At 61.9% G+C, this 15,280-nt stretch carries 5 protein-coding genes; 1 reads left to right on the forward strand and 4 read right to left on the reverse strand.

Annotated features, from left to right (window positions below):
- Window positions 1-128 precede the first annotated feature (128 nt).
- Window positions 129-1,264 (reverse strand): IS3 family transposase gene (locus tag V5B60_RS07600; RefSeq protein ID WP_332346458.1). Its coding sequence is split into 2 segments (ribosomal slippage): window positions 129-1,012 and window positions 1,012-1,264, totalling 1,137 coding nucleotides; the frame shifts between segments, so codons are not numbered across the junction.
- Between the two features lie 317 nt (window positions 1,265-1,581).
- On the opposite strand from V5B60_RS07600, the gene V5B60_RS07605 reads away from it, so the two are divergent.
- Entirely contained in the window at window positions 1,582-2,838 is a 1,257-nt protein-coding gene (locus V5B60_RS07605; RefSeq protein WP_332346459.1) for a tyrosine-type recombinase/integrase, read from the forward strand.
- 486 nt (window positions 2,839-3,324) lie between these two features.
- Here the strand turns inward: V5B60_RS07605 and V5B60_RS07610 are convergent, their stop codons facing one another.
- The 3 genes from V5B60_RS07610 to V5B60_RS07620 form a co-directional block, all read right to left on the reverse strand.
- Complete coding sequence (locus tag V5B60_RS07610) at window positions 3,325-9,585, reverse strand: DEAD/DEAH box helicase (protein WP_332346460.1); 6,261 nt, start codon at window positions 9,583-9,585, stop codon at window positions 3,325-3,327.
- Entirely contained in the window at window positions 9,536-13,063 is a 3,528-nt protein-coding gene (locus V5B60_RS07615; protein WP_332346461.1) for an STY4851/ECs_5259 family protein, read from the reverse strand. The genes V5B60_RS07610 and V5B60_RS07615 overlap by 50 nt, the downstream gene beginning before the upstream one ends.
- An 87-nt stretch (window positions 13,064-13,150) precedes the next feature.
- Window positions 13,151-15,271: a UvrD-helicase domain-containing protein gene (locus V5B60_RS07620; protein WP_332346462.1), complete on the reverse strand. Its 2,121-nt coding sequence runs from the start codon at window positions 15,269-15,271 to the stop codon at window positions 13,151-13,153.
- Window positions 15,272-15,280 lie beyond the last annotated feature (9 nt).

A 15,280-nucleotide genomic window follows, 5' to 3' on the forward strand; every position in this document is an offset into this window, starting at 1 on the left:
AATAGAGCTCGGTGGAGCTTGTGGGCGAAGGGACGCGCGGTGGGAAAGTCGCCAGACTTTTCCACGGCAAGCGGCCCGGTGCGCGTGAGCGCATCGTCCACAAATCCACGGAGCCCGTTCCTCATGCTTTATGCGGCGGCTCGGATGGCGGACGCGAGTGCCGCGAAGTAGGTGGCGTCTGGCGTCCTGTCACCCAGAGCGCGATGAGGCCGTCGCTCGTTGTAGAAGCGTACATAGGTGCCCAGGTTGGCTTTCGCATCGGCGACGCTGTCATAGGCCTTGAGATACACTTCCTCGTACTTGAGCGTCTTCCACAGGCGCTCGACAAACACGTTGTCCCGCCAGGACCCCTTGCCGTCCATGCTGATCCGGATGCCGTGCGCCTTGAGCATCCCGGTGAATTCGCCGCTGGTGAACTGGCAACCCTGATCGGTGTTGAAGATCTCCGGGCAGCCGTGCCGGTGGATGGCTTCCCGGATGGCGTCCAGACAGAAGTCGGTCGTCAGGGTGTTGGACAGTCGCCAGGCGAGCACCCGCCGCGAGTACCAGTCGATCACGGCGAACAGGTAGAGGAAGCCCCGGCGCATCGGAATGTAGGTGATGTCCGCCGCCCACACCTGGTTGGGCCGCTCGACGGCAAGATCGCGCAGGAGATACGGACGGATTTCGTCGCCGCGCCGCCGACGAGAGGTGTTGGGCTTCCGATACAAGGCCTCGATGCCCATGCGCGCCATCAGTGTGCCGATGTGTCGGCGGCCGGCCTGGAAGCCCTCGGGGCGCAGCAGATCGCGCAACATGCGGGCGCCGGCGAAGGGGTGCTCCAGATGCAACTCGTCGATCCGGCGCATCAGCGCCAGATCCTCCGCCGAGACCTCGCGCGGCGTGTCGTACGCGCTCGAACGGGCCACCCCGAGGAGGGAGCACTGATGCGCGACAGGGAGCTTGTGCTTGCGGTCAATCATCTTCTTGCGCTCAGCAAGCCCGCCTTGGTGAGCGCATGTTCTAAAAAATCCTTCTCCAGCGTCAGCTGTCCGATCTTGGCGTGCAGTTTCGTCAAGTCCGGATCGCTGCTCGCAGGAACGCTGGTATCCCCAAAAACCTGGACCGCACGCTCCGTCAGCTGCCGCTTCCAGTCCGTGATCTGGTTCGGGTGAATGTCGTACTGCTGCGCCAGTTCGGTCAGCGTCTTGTCGCTCTTCAGCGCCGCCAGCGCCACCTGCGCCTTGAATGCCGGCGTGTGGTTCCGCCTCGTCCTTCTCGTCATGCTCTCGCTCCTGTTGGGGCTGCTTCCGCAGCCGTTCAATGGGGCAAGGCTACCACTTATCCTGCTGTCCGAAATTCCGGGGCCACCTCTAAACGAAAAACCCCGCAAAGCAGGCGTTGAGCGGGGTTGTCGTGTTGGCGGCCGGTGTCTTGGCGGAGACGAAGTCCGCCTGATTAGACTCCAGAAGAATCCCGAAGCGTCCTTAAAACCGCCTATCCATCAACACCTTGAACAATACTAGCATCTAAGATGGTCCTATACAATCCCGTCAAATCCGGCTATAGTTTGATAGTCATTTTGATAGTGGAACGGATGGCATGGCACGCCAACAGCAACGACTTTCTGCACTGCAAGTCAGCAAGCTCACCAAGCCTGGGCTCTATGGCGACGGCGGCGGCTTGACGCTCCAGATCACCTCCACGGGCGCGAAGTCGTGGCTGTTTCGTTACATGGTGGCCGGTAAGCCGTACGGCATGGGGTTGGGGCCGACGCATACCGTGAGTCTGGCTGAGGCGCGGCAGAAGGCGCTGGACGCACGGAAGCTGCTTGTCGACGGCATCAATCCTTTGGCGGCCAAGAAGCAGAACCAAATCGCCGCCGCGCTGGCCGCTGCCAAGATGATGACTTTCGATCAGTGTGCCGAGGCGTACATCCTGGCGCACAAGGCGGGCTGGAAAAACGTCAAGCATGGCGAACAGTGGACCAACACACTCAGTACCTACGCCAGTCCGGTGTTCGGCCATTTACCTGTGGCAGAGATCGACACCGGCCTGGTCGTGAAATGTCTTGCGCCGATATGGGAGAGCAAGACCGAAACCGCGAGTCGCGTGCGCGGTCGTATCGAATCCGTGCTGGGCTGGGCCACCACCAGCGGCTACCGTACCGGCGAGAACCCTGCCCGTTGGAAAGGCCACCTTGAAAACTTGCTGGCGACGATCAGCAAGACCAGCAGGACGAAACACCATCCATCACTACCGTGGCCGCGCATCGGCGCGTTCATGGCTGCCCTGCACATGCGTGAGGGTGTATCGGCTCGGGCAGTAGAGTTCACCATCCTGACTGCGTGCCGGTCGGGCGAGGTGCGCGGCGCCCGATGGGCTGAGTTCGATATGGCTGGCAAGGTCTGGAGAATCCCGGCCGAACGGATGAAGGCCACGCGTGAGCACGAGGTTCCATTGAGCGATGCGGCACTGGCCCTGCTGGAATCCATGCCGAAGGACGGTGAGATTGTGTTCGCCGGCACGAAAGGCCAGCCATTGTCGGATATGTCCCTGACCGCAGTGATCCGCCGCATGAACGGCGACGACAAGCCCGTCTGGGCGGATGCCAACGGCGAGGGAATCACGGTTCACGGATTCCGCAGCAGCTTCCGTATGTGGGCGGCTGAGACGACCAACTACCCGCGCGAGGTCGCCGAGCACGCGCTGGCGCACCAGCTGCCGGATGCCGTCGAGCGTGCGTATCAAAGAGGTTCGCAGTTTACCAAGCGTGCTGCTCTGATGGCGGATTGGGCCGCGTTCTGCACGGCCGTGATGTCCGGCGCGGTGATCAAGCCGATTCGTGGCGCGGCGTAATCGACAGAGAGTTGGTGCCGGTGATACTCCCGACGGTGCCGACAAGCAGTTCGCCACGACGAGAGTAGTCGTACCCCCGTGACTGACGACGCGTATCGCGCTGACCGTTCGCCGCACACTACCTTGGAATCGTCTTGCGATGATTTGCAATCGCGAATCCTTCCTGGGGCGGTTTGAACGCATCCTCGTCACTGGGCCAATGGGTCATGCTGCTCTGAAATGCGCATGGCCCCTCGACATCCAGTCCAAGCACGAGCACGCGTTCATTTTTCCCGCCTCGCATTCGGCACCGTTCACACCCGTGGTTCATTTTGGCTGGCGTTCTCCCCCTGCTGTCGCCGTACTGCCGATTCTTGACCAGCGCTAGATGCGCATGAACATCCAAGCCTGCCGACTGGACAAGTGCAGAGAATGTATCCAGCTCTTGGTTCCACGGTAGGCTGAGCACTGAAACTCGATGTCTTCGCACCTCAGTTCACGGCGGAGCTAGCGAAGCTTCACAAAGAATTCAGTAGGTAACGCACCTCCTTCAACAGGAACGCGCATCTCCACTACCTCTCTGATCTGTTCGTTTACTGGTCTGGTGAAATCGAATGCCACCGGGCACTGCCTTGAACCCGACAACGCAGGCACACGCCAGTAGCTGACTCCCTGGTCCAGCCGCACCGTCAGCGTCTTGCCATCTGAAAACCTCACTTCCAGTACGCGGCCATGTTGTACCGAGAACTTGTTTGGCACCAGGACTGTCGTGCGGATCCCCAGGTACTCGAACGCCCCTCTTGCCACGGCGTCGCGGACACTCAGGTCAGGCCAATCGGCGAAGACGCGGTTGAACACGCGGCTCTCACCACCGCTGCGAACGGTGGTTGTCGTTATCGTAAGCTCCGGGTTGTCCCAGCGCGCCTGTCCCACGATCGCCTTGAGACGGCTGACGAGATCCACCAGCAGCGCAATTGACAGCGGCGTAAAGAGATAGCGGTCACTGTACGTTATCGCGACCACATCCGCGCCGGAGTTCTGGACTTGCTGCAAGGTTCCATGGTGTTCGTCGGCAATGACCTGCCACAGCCTTTTTCCGAATCCCTGGAGCGGACCATCCACCTGATGATGCAGGACAATCTCGCGGTCGCCAGCAGCAAGTACCTGCGGCCTGATCTCGGCTGATTCCAGCCTGTTGCTCACTGTGCCGGTTCCGCTCGTGAGGGTGCCAATGACCAACGGTGCCCGCGAGGCTCCCCATTCCTCATTCGGTACGATCGACTCGCCGTCTGTGCTGGCCCATGCAACGCCAGACAAGCCGTGGCTGACCTCGGCGAGGACGCTGACACCAGAGGCGCGCGGCAGCGCGGTCGCCAAGCCGATGGTGATTCCCGGATGATCGGCCAGACTCGACAATGCAAACCGGTTGGCTTCGGAAAGCCTCTCAAGCAAGGACTTCTCGATCACGATTTCGACCGGACGTGAAAGTGCCGCGAGGCGGTAGGCGACCAGCCTGAGTGAGGAAGCCGCAAGATCGATTCTGTCCGACGAGCCGCCCGTAAACAGGCGTGTTTGCAGCGCATCTGGATGGCTGCTTTCCCGCAACACCGCCGCCACCATTCCCGAGATCTCGACCCTTGAGCTGTCTCCGAAGTAGCGAAGCGATTCCGGAATCCTCAGCATGTCCAGCCAGTCGCTCGAAATGACAGTCAGTGCTGCAAATCGGTCGAGCACCCCGGCCTCGAATCGCTGATCGAAATCGAGAATGCAATGTGGGCAACTGCTGTCGCACCCTTTCGGGCAATCCAGACGCTTGGCTGCTTCCCTGAACATGTCGTTGACCAGACGTTCGGCGCTCGACGCATAGCCTGCAGCATACCGGTCGAAGACGAAAACGGACTGGCAGCGCTGGTTGTCCGCGGCGCGGGTTTCCTGAACATCGCATCCCAACTCGCCCGCCTGAACGCCAAGCAATGCAGCAAGCGCGTCACGTAACGCGACGGCAATGGTCAGTGCGATGCCGCGATGGGTGATCCACTGGCCATTTAGATCGCGAAGTTGAATCTCCAGAACATCTGTGCGCACCTGATGGCCGAGCGCGATTCCAGTCTTGATCTGGTATCGATTGGTGCTGCCGCTGCACACCCTGTCGGCCGCTCGGCTGCGCAGCTTCTTGTGCGTTGAGCCGGGCGAAAGAACGTCTGGCGGATTCCCATTCGCAAGCATCGGTTCGGCACGTCCGCAACTCAGACACAGAGCGTAGCCTTTGCCATGAAGACCGGCCGAATGGTGATACACACGTCCGTCGGTAGTCACGCGAAACCGCCCCAAGGCCGGATTCGGCAGGGGGGACCAATCTCCTCTCGCGCTGATCCATGGGCGCTCGACCGGGACAAACTGCTGTCTCGTCACGTCGTTGTGCGGCTCTTCATAGAAGTCGACCGAAAACCCGGCTGGTTCGAGAAACTGCTGGATGTCTTTGGCTTCCACGCCAGCACCGCAAGCGTCGCAGGTCGAAGCGAGCTTCAGCGACATCGTCGTGCCACTCGCGCCGCAGCTTCGGCAACGCCAAGCGAACTTGATCGCCTGGGTTTCCCTGGCGCCCTCCTGATCTGCCGGGATATGCCAGTTCAGGGTGATTCCCGCCGATCGATACACCAGTCCGTCCATCACCAGCTCGGCACCGGGGGCGTATTCACGCAGCGCGGTCACCAAGTCTCGGCTGGCGAGATCCCGTTTCTGAAAGCGATTGTCGTCGCGACCGCGTGTGGCAGGCTGGTCCGGAGGTGGTAAACGCCTCGCAGCACTGACTGTCGTGTTGTCAAAGCTGGCGATGGAGGTCGGGAATCCATAGCCTGGAAGGAAGCCCTGGGTCGCCAGCTCGCGCAGCAGATACTCGTCGGCCAACCGCTTCTTCTGGAAACCGATGGCCTTCGCAGCCGGATCGGTTGTGGCCCCTGGTCCCAAGCCGGATTCCTGCTCGATGAGCGCCTGCCACTCAGCCTGCCATTCATCGAAGGCCGCTTCCATGTCGACACCCGCCTGTCGAACGAGCCGCGCAGTCTCCTGACCCTCGAAAAGAGTGTGGCGGACCAGTCGCCGCAAACCGTCATCCACGTGCGCCTGGGCCGTCGGCAGGTAGGCCTCGCACCAACGCACGAATCGTTTCGATGGCGCATCTTCGCGATCATCGAAGAACCAGCCGCAGTTCAGACGTGTCATGTCCTGAGGATTGGCTTGCAGCAGGTCGGCCAGAAAACGAGCGAGGATCATCGCATTGACGTGGCGCTGCACGATCACTGCACTGTTCAGTGATACCACCGGCGGCGGCAGCTTGGCATCGAACGCCCAGCGTGTGTTCAGGAACACATTCTGATCATGCGGATTGGATTTGCACAAGGTAACGGCCGTTGATCTTGTCTCCCGGCGCCGACCCGCCCTGCCTGCACGCTGCAAGTAGTTGGCTGGGTGAGGTGGCACATTGTTCATGGCCACCAGCTGGACGCCACCGATGTCGATGCCCATTTCCATCGTGGTCGAACAGGAGAGCAGATTGATCGATCCCTCCTTGAAGCGTCTCTCGTATTTGTCCAGGAGTTCAGAAGCCTGCTGTGCGGAGTGCTCGGCAGCTGCAAAATAGGGCGCAGATTCAATGACTCGATCGTTGACGTTTGCCCAAAGACCGTCTTCGCGGAGGCTGGTGAGCAGCACTTGCTGTGCGAGCCAGTCGCGCGCTCGCCGGAGACGGAGCCCAACATCGGTTTCTCCACCGAAGGGTAGGTCGTAGACCGGGATCTCCCTGCGCTCACAGACCGCGATCTCCTCACGCATGATTCGCGGAAGGTACGGCGTGACGCCGCGTACGGTGGTATCAAGAAATCGCCGCGTCACCGGACAAACCCAGGCGTGGGCTACTGGCGAGAATGCCAGGTCCTGCAATCGCAGGATGTATCCACTGGCAGTCAAGGACAGCATCGTCCTGACCTGTTCCCATGCGGCGATCAGCAGGCTGTCGACGGCATCCTGCCCCGGGTCGGTGTTTACGTCGACCTTCAGCAGATAGGCGAGGAGACGGACCAGCGCGCTCCGGTCTCTTGAGCGTCTGGCAGATGGCCATCGGCGCTGGCCACGAGCAACCTCATCCTGATTGGGAGGAACAATCCAGTTGCGCGGAAAACGTATGCCGATCCAGTTGCGCCAAAGATCAGGGATATCGAGACTGCCACCACCGCGAACGAAATGGTCCACGGCCACCTTCAGGAAATCCTTCCACTCCGGCAAGGTGAAACCCCGGCTGGTCCAATCCACGGGCGCCGTGTTGATCTGATCGAGCCGCGGATAGCGTGCCGCGATCATCCCCATCGTTTCGAGGTTATTCTGCCGTTTTGGTCTTCGGCCCAGCTCCCGGACCAAGAGCATCCCCGCGAGATTCGACGCGCCCTCGTGGCCGCCAAAAACCCCCGGGGAGTACCCTTTGTACGTCTGGAGAATCCACCGAAACTCCTGCCCTTCTTGGGCAATTGCTGCCTGCAATTGCTGAAATGACATCGGCGCGGGCTGCGTTGCGTCCTGAAGCCTCATACGGGCTTCGTTCAACCGCTGCACAATCGATCCTCTCGCCATCTCGGGCAGTCCCGGCGTAGCAAGAATTTCTTCATACAGTCGAATCTGATTCTCAGCTTCTGCCAGTTCAGGGGTGGATGCCTCGGTCATCGCCTTGAGCACGTGGTGATAGATCAGCCCGCGCGCCTTTGTTCGCTCCGCGTCCTGCTGCAACTTGGCGGCCAGTCTCGCCGTGCCCTGCCGGCTGTCGCTGAACGTCAGTAGGCGGCGTCCTCGATAGGGTTGGTCGGCTGGCCTGGCGCCGTCTGGCGCATACTCCAGTAAGGTCGGCAACAGGCCACCCAGCAGGAAAGGGGCACCGATTCGGGCCTTGCGGAAGAGGTGAGCAGTGCGAGCAGGTGTCGCGCCGCACGCCGGGCAGCCCAGACCATCCCCGCTGTCCTCGCAGACTATCAGGGCAATCGCGTCGGGATCGCTCGAGTCGACAATCTGCTGGGTCTGGCGGTTGATGTGCATTTCGCCCGCATGCGGTAGCTTGCAGTTGGTGATCAGGATCGCATGGCCACTTTCTACGGGTCGATCATCGTCGGTATCCAGCGTTTCGGAGTCGTCGTCGATTTCCAGCTCGAATTCATCGACGGCGGATTCACTTGACGCCTGTACCACCGCCCCTTTCCTCTCTTCGGACAGGAGATAGGCTGCCCCGCATTCGTCACAGGACGCGAACTCGAACGCGGGGGCGCCGCAGGTACAGTGATTTCGCGGTTCCAGGAAGACTTTCCCGAACGTCCAGGCGGGGTCGTCGAGTTTTGATCCGCGCTTGTCAGGGCATCGCGAGTCGGCGCAGCACCACAGGCCGGTCAAAGTCTGATGAAACACGTGCGCCCGCAGTGGCAGGAAGGGTGTTCCGCCGGTATCCACCGCACTCGTCAGCAGGTCAAGCCAGCTCAAGGATTCCTCCTGCTGCGCAAGAGAATGGGCCGGCGCAGGACCGAAGATCACTGAGCATGCTTCCGATAGCTTCGCGACCGGTGCCGCCTTGCGGTCGACGAAAAGCTCGCGCAGCTTCCGTGCGATGGGGTGCCCTGACAGAGCGCGATAGCGATTCGGCGTTTCATCCTTCCCCGAATCGATCGCGCGCAATTCAGCAACGGACAAACGGCAGGAATCGCTCGCCGAAGGTAGCATGGGTATTTGCCGAGCCCCCGATACCAGATGAACGCGCGCGATATCGACACCTGCGACCTGCGCCAGAAACTCCCTGAGGCGCTCCCCGGCGGGCCCGTCCGGATCGCCCATCGTTGCCGACGTTGCCACGAAGCGAAGGTTCTCCGGCTTGACAGCAAACGCGTGAACGACGCGTCGAATCAGCAGTGCCAGTTCAGCGGCCTGCGAGCCCACATAGGTATGCGCTTCGTCGAGGACGATCCACTCCAGCTTGCCGCTGGACTTTTCGAGAATCGGCGCATCCTGGGCTCTGACCAGCATGTACTCCAGCATCGTCGCGTTGGTCACCAGGATCGGCGGCGGTGCTGCACGCAAGCTCCGACGGTCCTTCACCTCGCTGTCGGCCGGTGCGATCGCGTGCGCCGGCAAGGTTTCCGGGGTCAGCCCGTTGTAGAGGCAGAAGCGGATCTTGTTGCCGAATCCATGTGTCCAAGCGCGAAGACGATCGCGCTGGCTGTTGATCAGCGCATTCAGCGGATAGAGAAACAGCGCGCGAACCCCGACAAGCTGGCCACCCAACTCCAACTGCTCGCGCGCCAGTCGATCCAGAATCGGTACCATGAAGCACTCGGTCTTGCCTGATCCGGTGCCGCTGGTCACGATGAGCGACCTGGCGGGTTGCTGCGCCAGAATCTGCCACGCATGCAACTGGTGGGCGTAGGGTGCCCGCTCCTTGGCAAAGCGATATTCGTCGGCCAACTCGGGTGGCGGCGAATCCATCGCGTTTACCAGCGATGGTGTGAGCAGGTTGCCCGCCAGATCGCGCATCCGACTGCCACTCGGCGCCCAGCCAAATACCGCTTCGAAGCTGGGATCCGCGAGAAAACTTCCGGTATCGCCGAACGGACGCGCAAAGACCTCCATCAGGTGCCGACGCAAGGGCGCGTTGGCGAATCCCAGCCAGCCAACCGTTCCAAGACTCGCGCGACTAGCGAGGGCCGCGAGGAGCTCTCCGAAATACTCTTCTTCCATCATCATCCAATCGTGGTGTCAATCGAGGAACATCAGGTGGAGGAAGGTCAACTCGGCCAGTGGCGAGACAACGGGCTACGGTCAGATCAAAAGCCTCGGCGAACCATTCCGGATCGAAGGACTGAACTTCTCGTACCTTCCTGATGAGGTGTGAGTGTTGGCTCCAATCAACGTGCAGGTCCATCGTCGTATTGAGTGCCAACAGCATGGGCAGATTGATTACCGAGTCATGAAATCCGTGGTTGACCGGACAGAAATACGGCCCAGCTCCGTGCTGCCTGGCGACGGCAACTTCCGCAGCGAATCCACTGGGCCACTGCCGGTCGGCGTTGTTGCGCAGCAGGTGCTGAACCCTTGAGTTTTCACCGTTGAATAGCTGCCCGGCAAAGACGCCGTCCATTCGCGGGTCTTGGGCTGCCCTCAGGTCCTGGTTGATTTTCCCGGTCGCCTTCCCGCGCGCCACTTCCAGCAACACGCGAAGTGATGGGCAGGCGGATGCCAGTGCCTGAACTCGCCGATCAAGGTATTCCGAAACAACGAGGGCGCCAGCCTCATGTCCGTACCAGGACGTGCCCTGCGTAATGAGTGCGCGCATTGCCTGAACCCATGCGGTCAAGGGAATCATTTCCCAGACCGTAGGCAGCTCGATGGGGAATCGCTCGGCAAACCCAGCGGGCAGGCCACCCATACGCACCGCAAGTGCAGCCTGGCCCGCCCTGGACTGGGCGAAGCAACGCCACAGATCGAGAGTCGACAGGGGCAGGTGGCCCAGTTGTACCGCAAGCTGCTCAACCAGGCGCCAATCGTCGCTGATGAAGTCCTGCGCCAACGCGGCGATCACAGCATCAAGGGCATCCAGACGCTGTCGTTCTGTCGGAATGCCAAGCGCCGTAGTCAGCGTGATTTCAAGGCCAGGGGCTTCCTCTGCGTCTTGCCGCGCTGGCAGGGCTTCATTACGCGCCAGGACCGGCCATAACATCGGGCGGAAAGCCACTTGGGAACCGCTGCCCGGATGGATCAGCCAGGCTCCGGGTGAAAGATCGGCAGACGGGAACATCCAGTTTCCGGTCGACACACCCTCGGAAAGAACAGGAGCCAAGCGAATGGGCTCATCCCCGGGGGCGTCGATCCGAAGTGCGACCACCGGCCATCCGGCGATATCCTCCGCCGAGAAGCGATGTAGATGTTCCTGCGGCAAACCAAGCTGCGACACCATTGCCAGTCGTTCGAGTTCGAACTCGTAACGGGCCACTCGCAGCGTCGACGCTTCGCCACCGGGCAGGCCCAATCTGACGCTCACATGGGCATCGAGGGTGTCTGCGTCGGCGAGCATTCTCTGGATATCGTTCACATAGTCGACCAGGCGAATCTCGACGCGACTCCCTCCGACATTGGCCCTGATCGTGTGCTCCACTATGCTGACCGGATGAGCGTGATTGCCGCGATGAAGTCCAAGCCTCAGCGTCGCCTGGTGGGCTCCAGGTCCGAGAAAACCCGTCATTCGGGTGCCGCATACCCGGCCGACGGCGAGCAGGGCGCCATCCTCGAGTTGCGTGCCATTGGCGGCGATGGTACGCACCCCCTTGGCCGGGAATGGCACCCTCAGTCGGACGATATGCGGGTTGCCACGCCACACGGCGTTGACCGAGCACCACTCGGGTGGATGGCCTTCGCCCTGGCACCTCAGATCAAGCACGACGCTCGCGCCGTCGATGCGCGTGTGCGACGAGACGCCCGGCGTGTCGCAATTCACCGTCACCAGATCCCAGTTGGCGAATCGCAGTGCGCCGCTCAACGGATCAGCACCGGGCTCGACCGTCATGCTCGCCTGCGCAGGCAGGAGGACGACGTGCGCCCGCCATTTGGTTGCCCCTTGCGCCGGCCAGATTGCACTCACTGGACCGGCGATTTCGTCCGGGCGCTGAGTCAGCCGTCCCCCCGGCACTCGCCAGGCGAGCGTACCTTGCGCCAATCTTTCCAGACCGTTCTCGGACACCTCGTACAGCTCTGGCACGCCACGAAACGCAACTGCGGGGTGATCAAACAGATCCCAGTACCGCTGCCCGCGAAGTTCAAACCGATCCTCGGTCGCCGCAGCCTGCCCGCACCTCACCCGGTAGTGCAGCCCGTCGCAAGCATCGATCCGAATGCCACCGCGGATCGTCCATACCCTTCGGGTGCCTCCCGATAGCTGGCCCTTGCAATCCACGGATGCGCCGTCGTCGGGCCGCAGATCCCAATCCTGCGGAGTGCACAGGATTCCCTCAAAACCGGCGATTGCCCCGGAACCTTGGCGAATCAGTCGACAAGGGTTCGCCGGATCATCGCCCTGCTCGAACATCCAGGGCAACTCGGGATCGAGCGCTTCGCCGCGGGCAATTTCCTTGTGGGGCGCCTCCCCGGTTGCGATCAGGAGCAACATCGTATGTTCGGCGGTTGCGAGATCTCCGCGCCTTTCCAGAGTGCGCCGTTCGACACGGTAGCGATCCTGGCCGGCCAGCCTGCGCAGGGAGACATCCACCGTTTGCTCGCCACGCGGAAACCGCAAGGTCAGGGTGCGGCTCAGCTTCTCAGGCTCGATTCCAAAAAGCCGCGCCAGTGGTGCCGAGTCCAGGAACTGTGGCAGCACGATTTCCGATCGGAGCTGAAAACAGTCTTGATCCGCGGTGTCCAGCCATCGCTCGACGAGGATTGCCTGGTTGCGATGGTCTTGCTCGCCTGGCGGGACACCGATAGCCAGCTTGAACAGCTCGATCGCCTGATGGCCATCGATCTTCAGCGGAAACTCGTCTCTCCATCCCTGGGCGGCCTGGTCAAGTTCGGCGACCACATCCGCGCCAATGGTCAGATTGGCCTGTTGCTTCAGACGCAGAATCGTGAGGACAACCTCGGTGAGCAGCACGAAGACTTCGTTCTGCCGATAGGAATTCGGCAAGAAATGGGCAAGGCTCTTGATCCATTCAAGGATCTCCGCAGCGTCCGTTCCGCCACCGCCCGCAAGCTTGAGCGCCCGCTTCAGTATGCCGCCGATAGGGCCCTGCGCGCTTGCCAGCAGTCGCATCGGCAGGCCGCCCTGGAAAGCGATACTTCCCAGGTAGCGCAAACCGTGCGCGTTCGACAATCGCAGCCGCCAGCCTTGTAGGCCTTTTTCAACACATTCACTGCGCTCGGTCGGATTCCACGCGTCAGCGGAAGCGCCGATAGCACTGACAATCGGTTCCCACGCGAATCCCGTTCCGTCATAGTTGCGACGCCACCATTCCGCTGCATAAAGAACGAACAGGGGTGGGAAGCAGGCGACTTTGCGCGCCACGTCGCCGAGCGTAACGCTCCTCAGCCAAACGCCGACGCATTCTCGCATCACCGTCTCGAGATCCGAAAACTCCTGATCTTCGACCCGGTAGGTGTACAGCGGCCGGCCGGTCGGGTGATGAAATCCTCGTCGATTCAGGAAACTGCCCTGCCACTGGTGAATTGGATGCACGTCGCACACTCCCAAACGGTCATTCGTCAAAGCAACTCTTGATGCAGTCTCCTGATGCTTGTTGCCCCGCGATTACTTGCCAGAAATCTAGCCTCCGACCTTCCGGACTCGCGAATCCCCATCCATCCGCATGTCTTCAAGAAACTCCGACCCAGGGGCCAGACTCGTCACCAGCAGATGATCCCGCGCGCGGGTGCAGGCAACGTACAGCAGGTGGCGTTCGGTGTCATAGATCTCCTGCAGGTCGGCGTCGTCACCGACCGTCTCGATGCGCTCCTGCAGCGGGATGACCTCGTCGTCGCAGGCCATCACCACCACGGCGCGGAACTCCAGGCCCTTCGCGAGATGCATACTGCTGATCGACACGTGCCCGGTGACCATCTCGACGTGTTCATCGAGAATCCTGTAGACCAGCCCTGATAGCTGGACCGCTGCCTCGGCACGCTCTAACTGCGCTGCCGAGCGGACAAACACGCCGAACTCATGCGGCAGCACGCCAGCCCTGGCACGCTCGGCGATCCAGGCGCCGACGGCGCGCGCTTCCTCGCCTTCATCCCGGAAAGTCTGGATCGCTGGTGGCGGTCCGTTGAATACCGAAACCGTATCGCTGCGGTCCTCGGTGTTGCCATCGCAGTCGGCGACGGTCGATGCCAGCAGGCGGTCGGCCTGCGTGCGAATCTGGTGCGAAGTCCGGTAGTTGACGCGCAGGGTGCGCGACCGGCCGCGGATGTCCACCCCCTGCGACTTCCAGGAAAAGGGCTGCTGGAAGATGCGCTGCCCGAGGTCGCCAGCGAAGAACAGCGCGTTGGCCCGGTGACCGCCGAGTGCAGCCAGAAATCGCAGGTGTGCGACACCGATGTCTTGCGCCTCATCGACGACCGCGAAGTCGAATACCGCATGCGGGCTCGTCGAGAGCACGGCGGCCAGCGCGGTGAACAGCTCGGCGTGCGTCACCAGCCTGCGTTCGTGCAAGGCCGAACGAACGCGCTCGAAGATCGACCACAGCAGCGCGCGTTGCGCCTCCGGCAGCCGGGTCTTCCTGCCCAACCGGGCCACATCGCGGTAGTCCTCCCAGGTCGACAACTGCCACGCATCGACCACCTGTTCCCATTCCGTCAGCAGGAAGTGCTGGCCGAACTTGTGGTTGGCTACGGCACGCGCCGCCTCCTTCAACGCTTCGCGGACGATTTCGCGGCTGGCAATCGCCGCCGGCCCGATGTGCGCCTTGTAGAGACGAAGGCCGATGGTGTTGAGCGAATGAACGTCGATACGTTCGGCAAGGCGTGGCTCATGATCGAGCAGTCGCCGCAGCTTAGTGCGCAAGGCACTGGCCAGCGCGTCGGAGAAGGTCGTCAGCAGCACCCGCGCATCGGCATGCGTGCGCGCGAGAAATGCCGCCCGATGCAGCGCGACGATCGTCTTGCCCGTGCCCGCCGAGCCGGAAACCCGAGCCGGACCGGCGTAGTCGCGCTCGACCCACTGCCGCTGTTCGGGGTGCAGAAAGATCGTCCACTTTTCCCACGGGTAATCGAGTGCACGCTGCAGTTCCTCGACGTTGGTCATGACGCGGAAGCGGCGTTGCGCGTCCGGATGGTCGAAGGGGTTGGTTGTCGCCGGCTGCAGTGTCGGCACCCGCGGTTTGCCGCCCGTCGCCAGTTCCAGCAGGGCCTCGGCCGCCTCGGCAGGCAGATGGTCGGACAAGGCCAGCAGCGTGTCCTCGGTCGCCTGCCTGACGTCGTCCAGCCACTCGACGGGCACGCCGTAGGCCAGCAGTTCGTCGTCACTCCGCCCGGCGAACAGCGGCTTCAGCACCGGGGCGGCTGGCGGGGCGAGCGGCAGTTCCGCCTGCACATACACCGGAACGAACACCTGCTGCACGGTCTCGCGGATTTCGACCCACTGCGCGGCGCCGGTGGTCGGGTGCGTCTCCAGCTTGCGCCGTTCCGCCCAGTCATAGGCCCGGTCATGGTGGTCGACGTAGCAGAGAAGGAAGCTCGCATCGCTTTTGTGCACGATCAGGCGAATGTCGCTGCTGACCCGCACCGACCAGAAATTCCGGTCCCTCGCCCTGTCCAGCCTGTGCAGGCTCATGCCGGGGTTGGCCGGGTTGAGCTGCAGGTCGAAGGCGGTGGTCTTTGCCGCTCGCTGCTCGTCGCCGGTCAGATGCGCCAAGCTATCGGTGAAGGTGTCGGCGATGCGGAATTCCATCGGTTGTCC

The sequence above is a fragment of the Accumulibacter sp. genome (assembly GCF_036625195.1).
Taxonomy (GTDB): Bacteria; Pseudomonadota; Gammaproteobacteria; order Burkholderiales; family Rhodocyclaceae; genus Accumulibacter.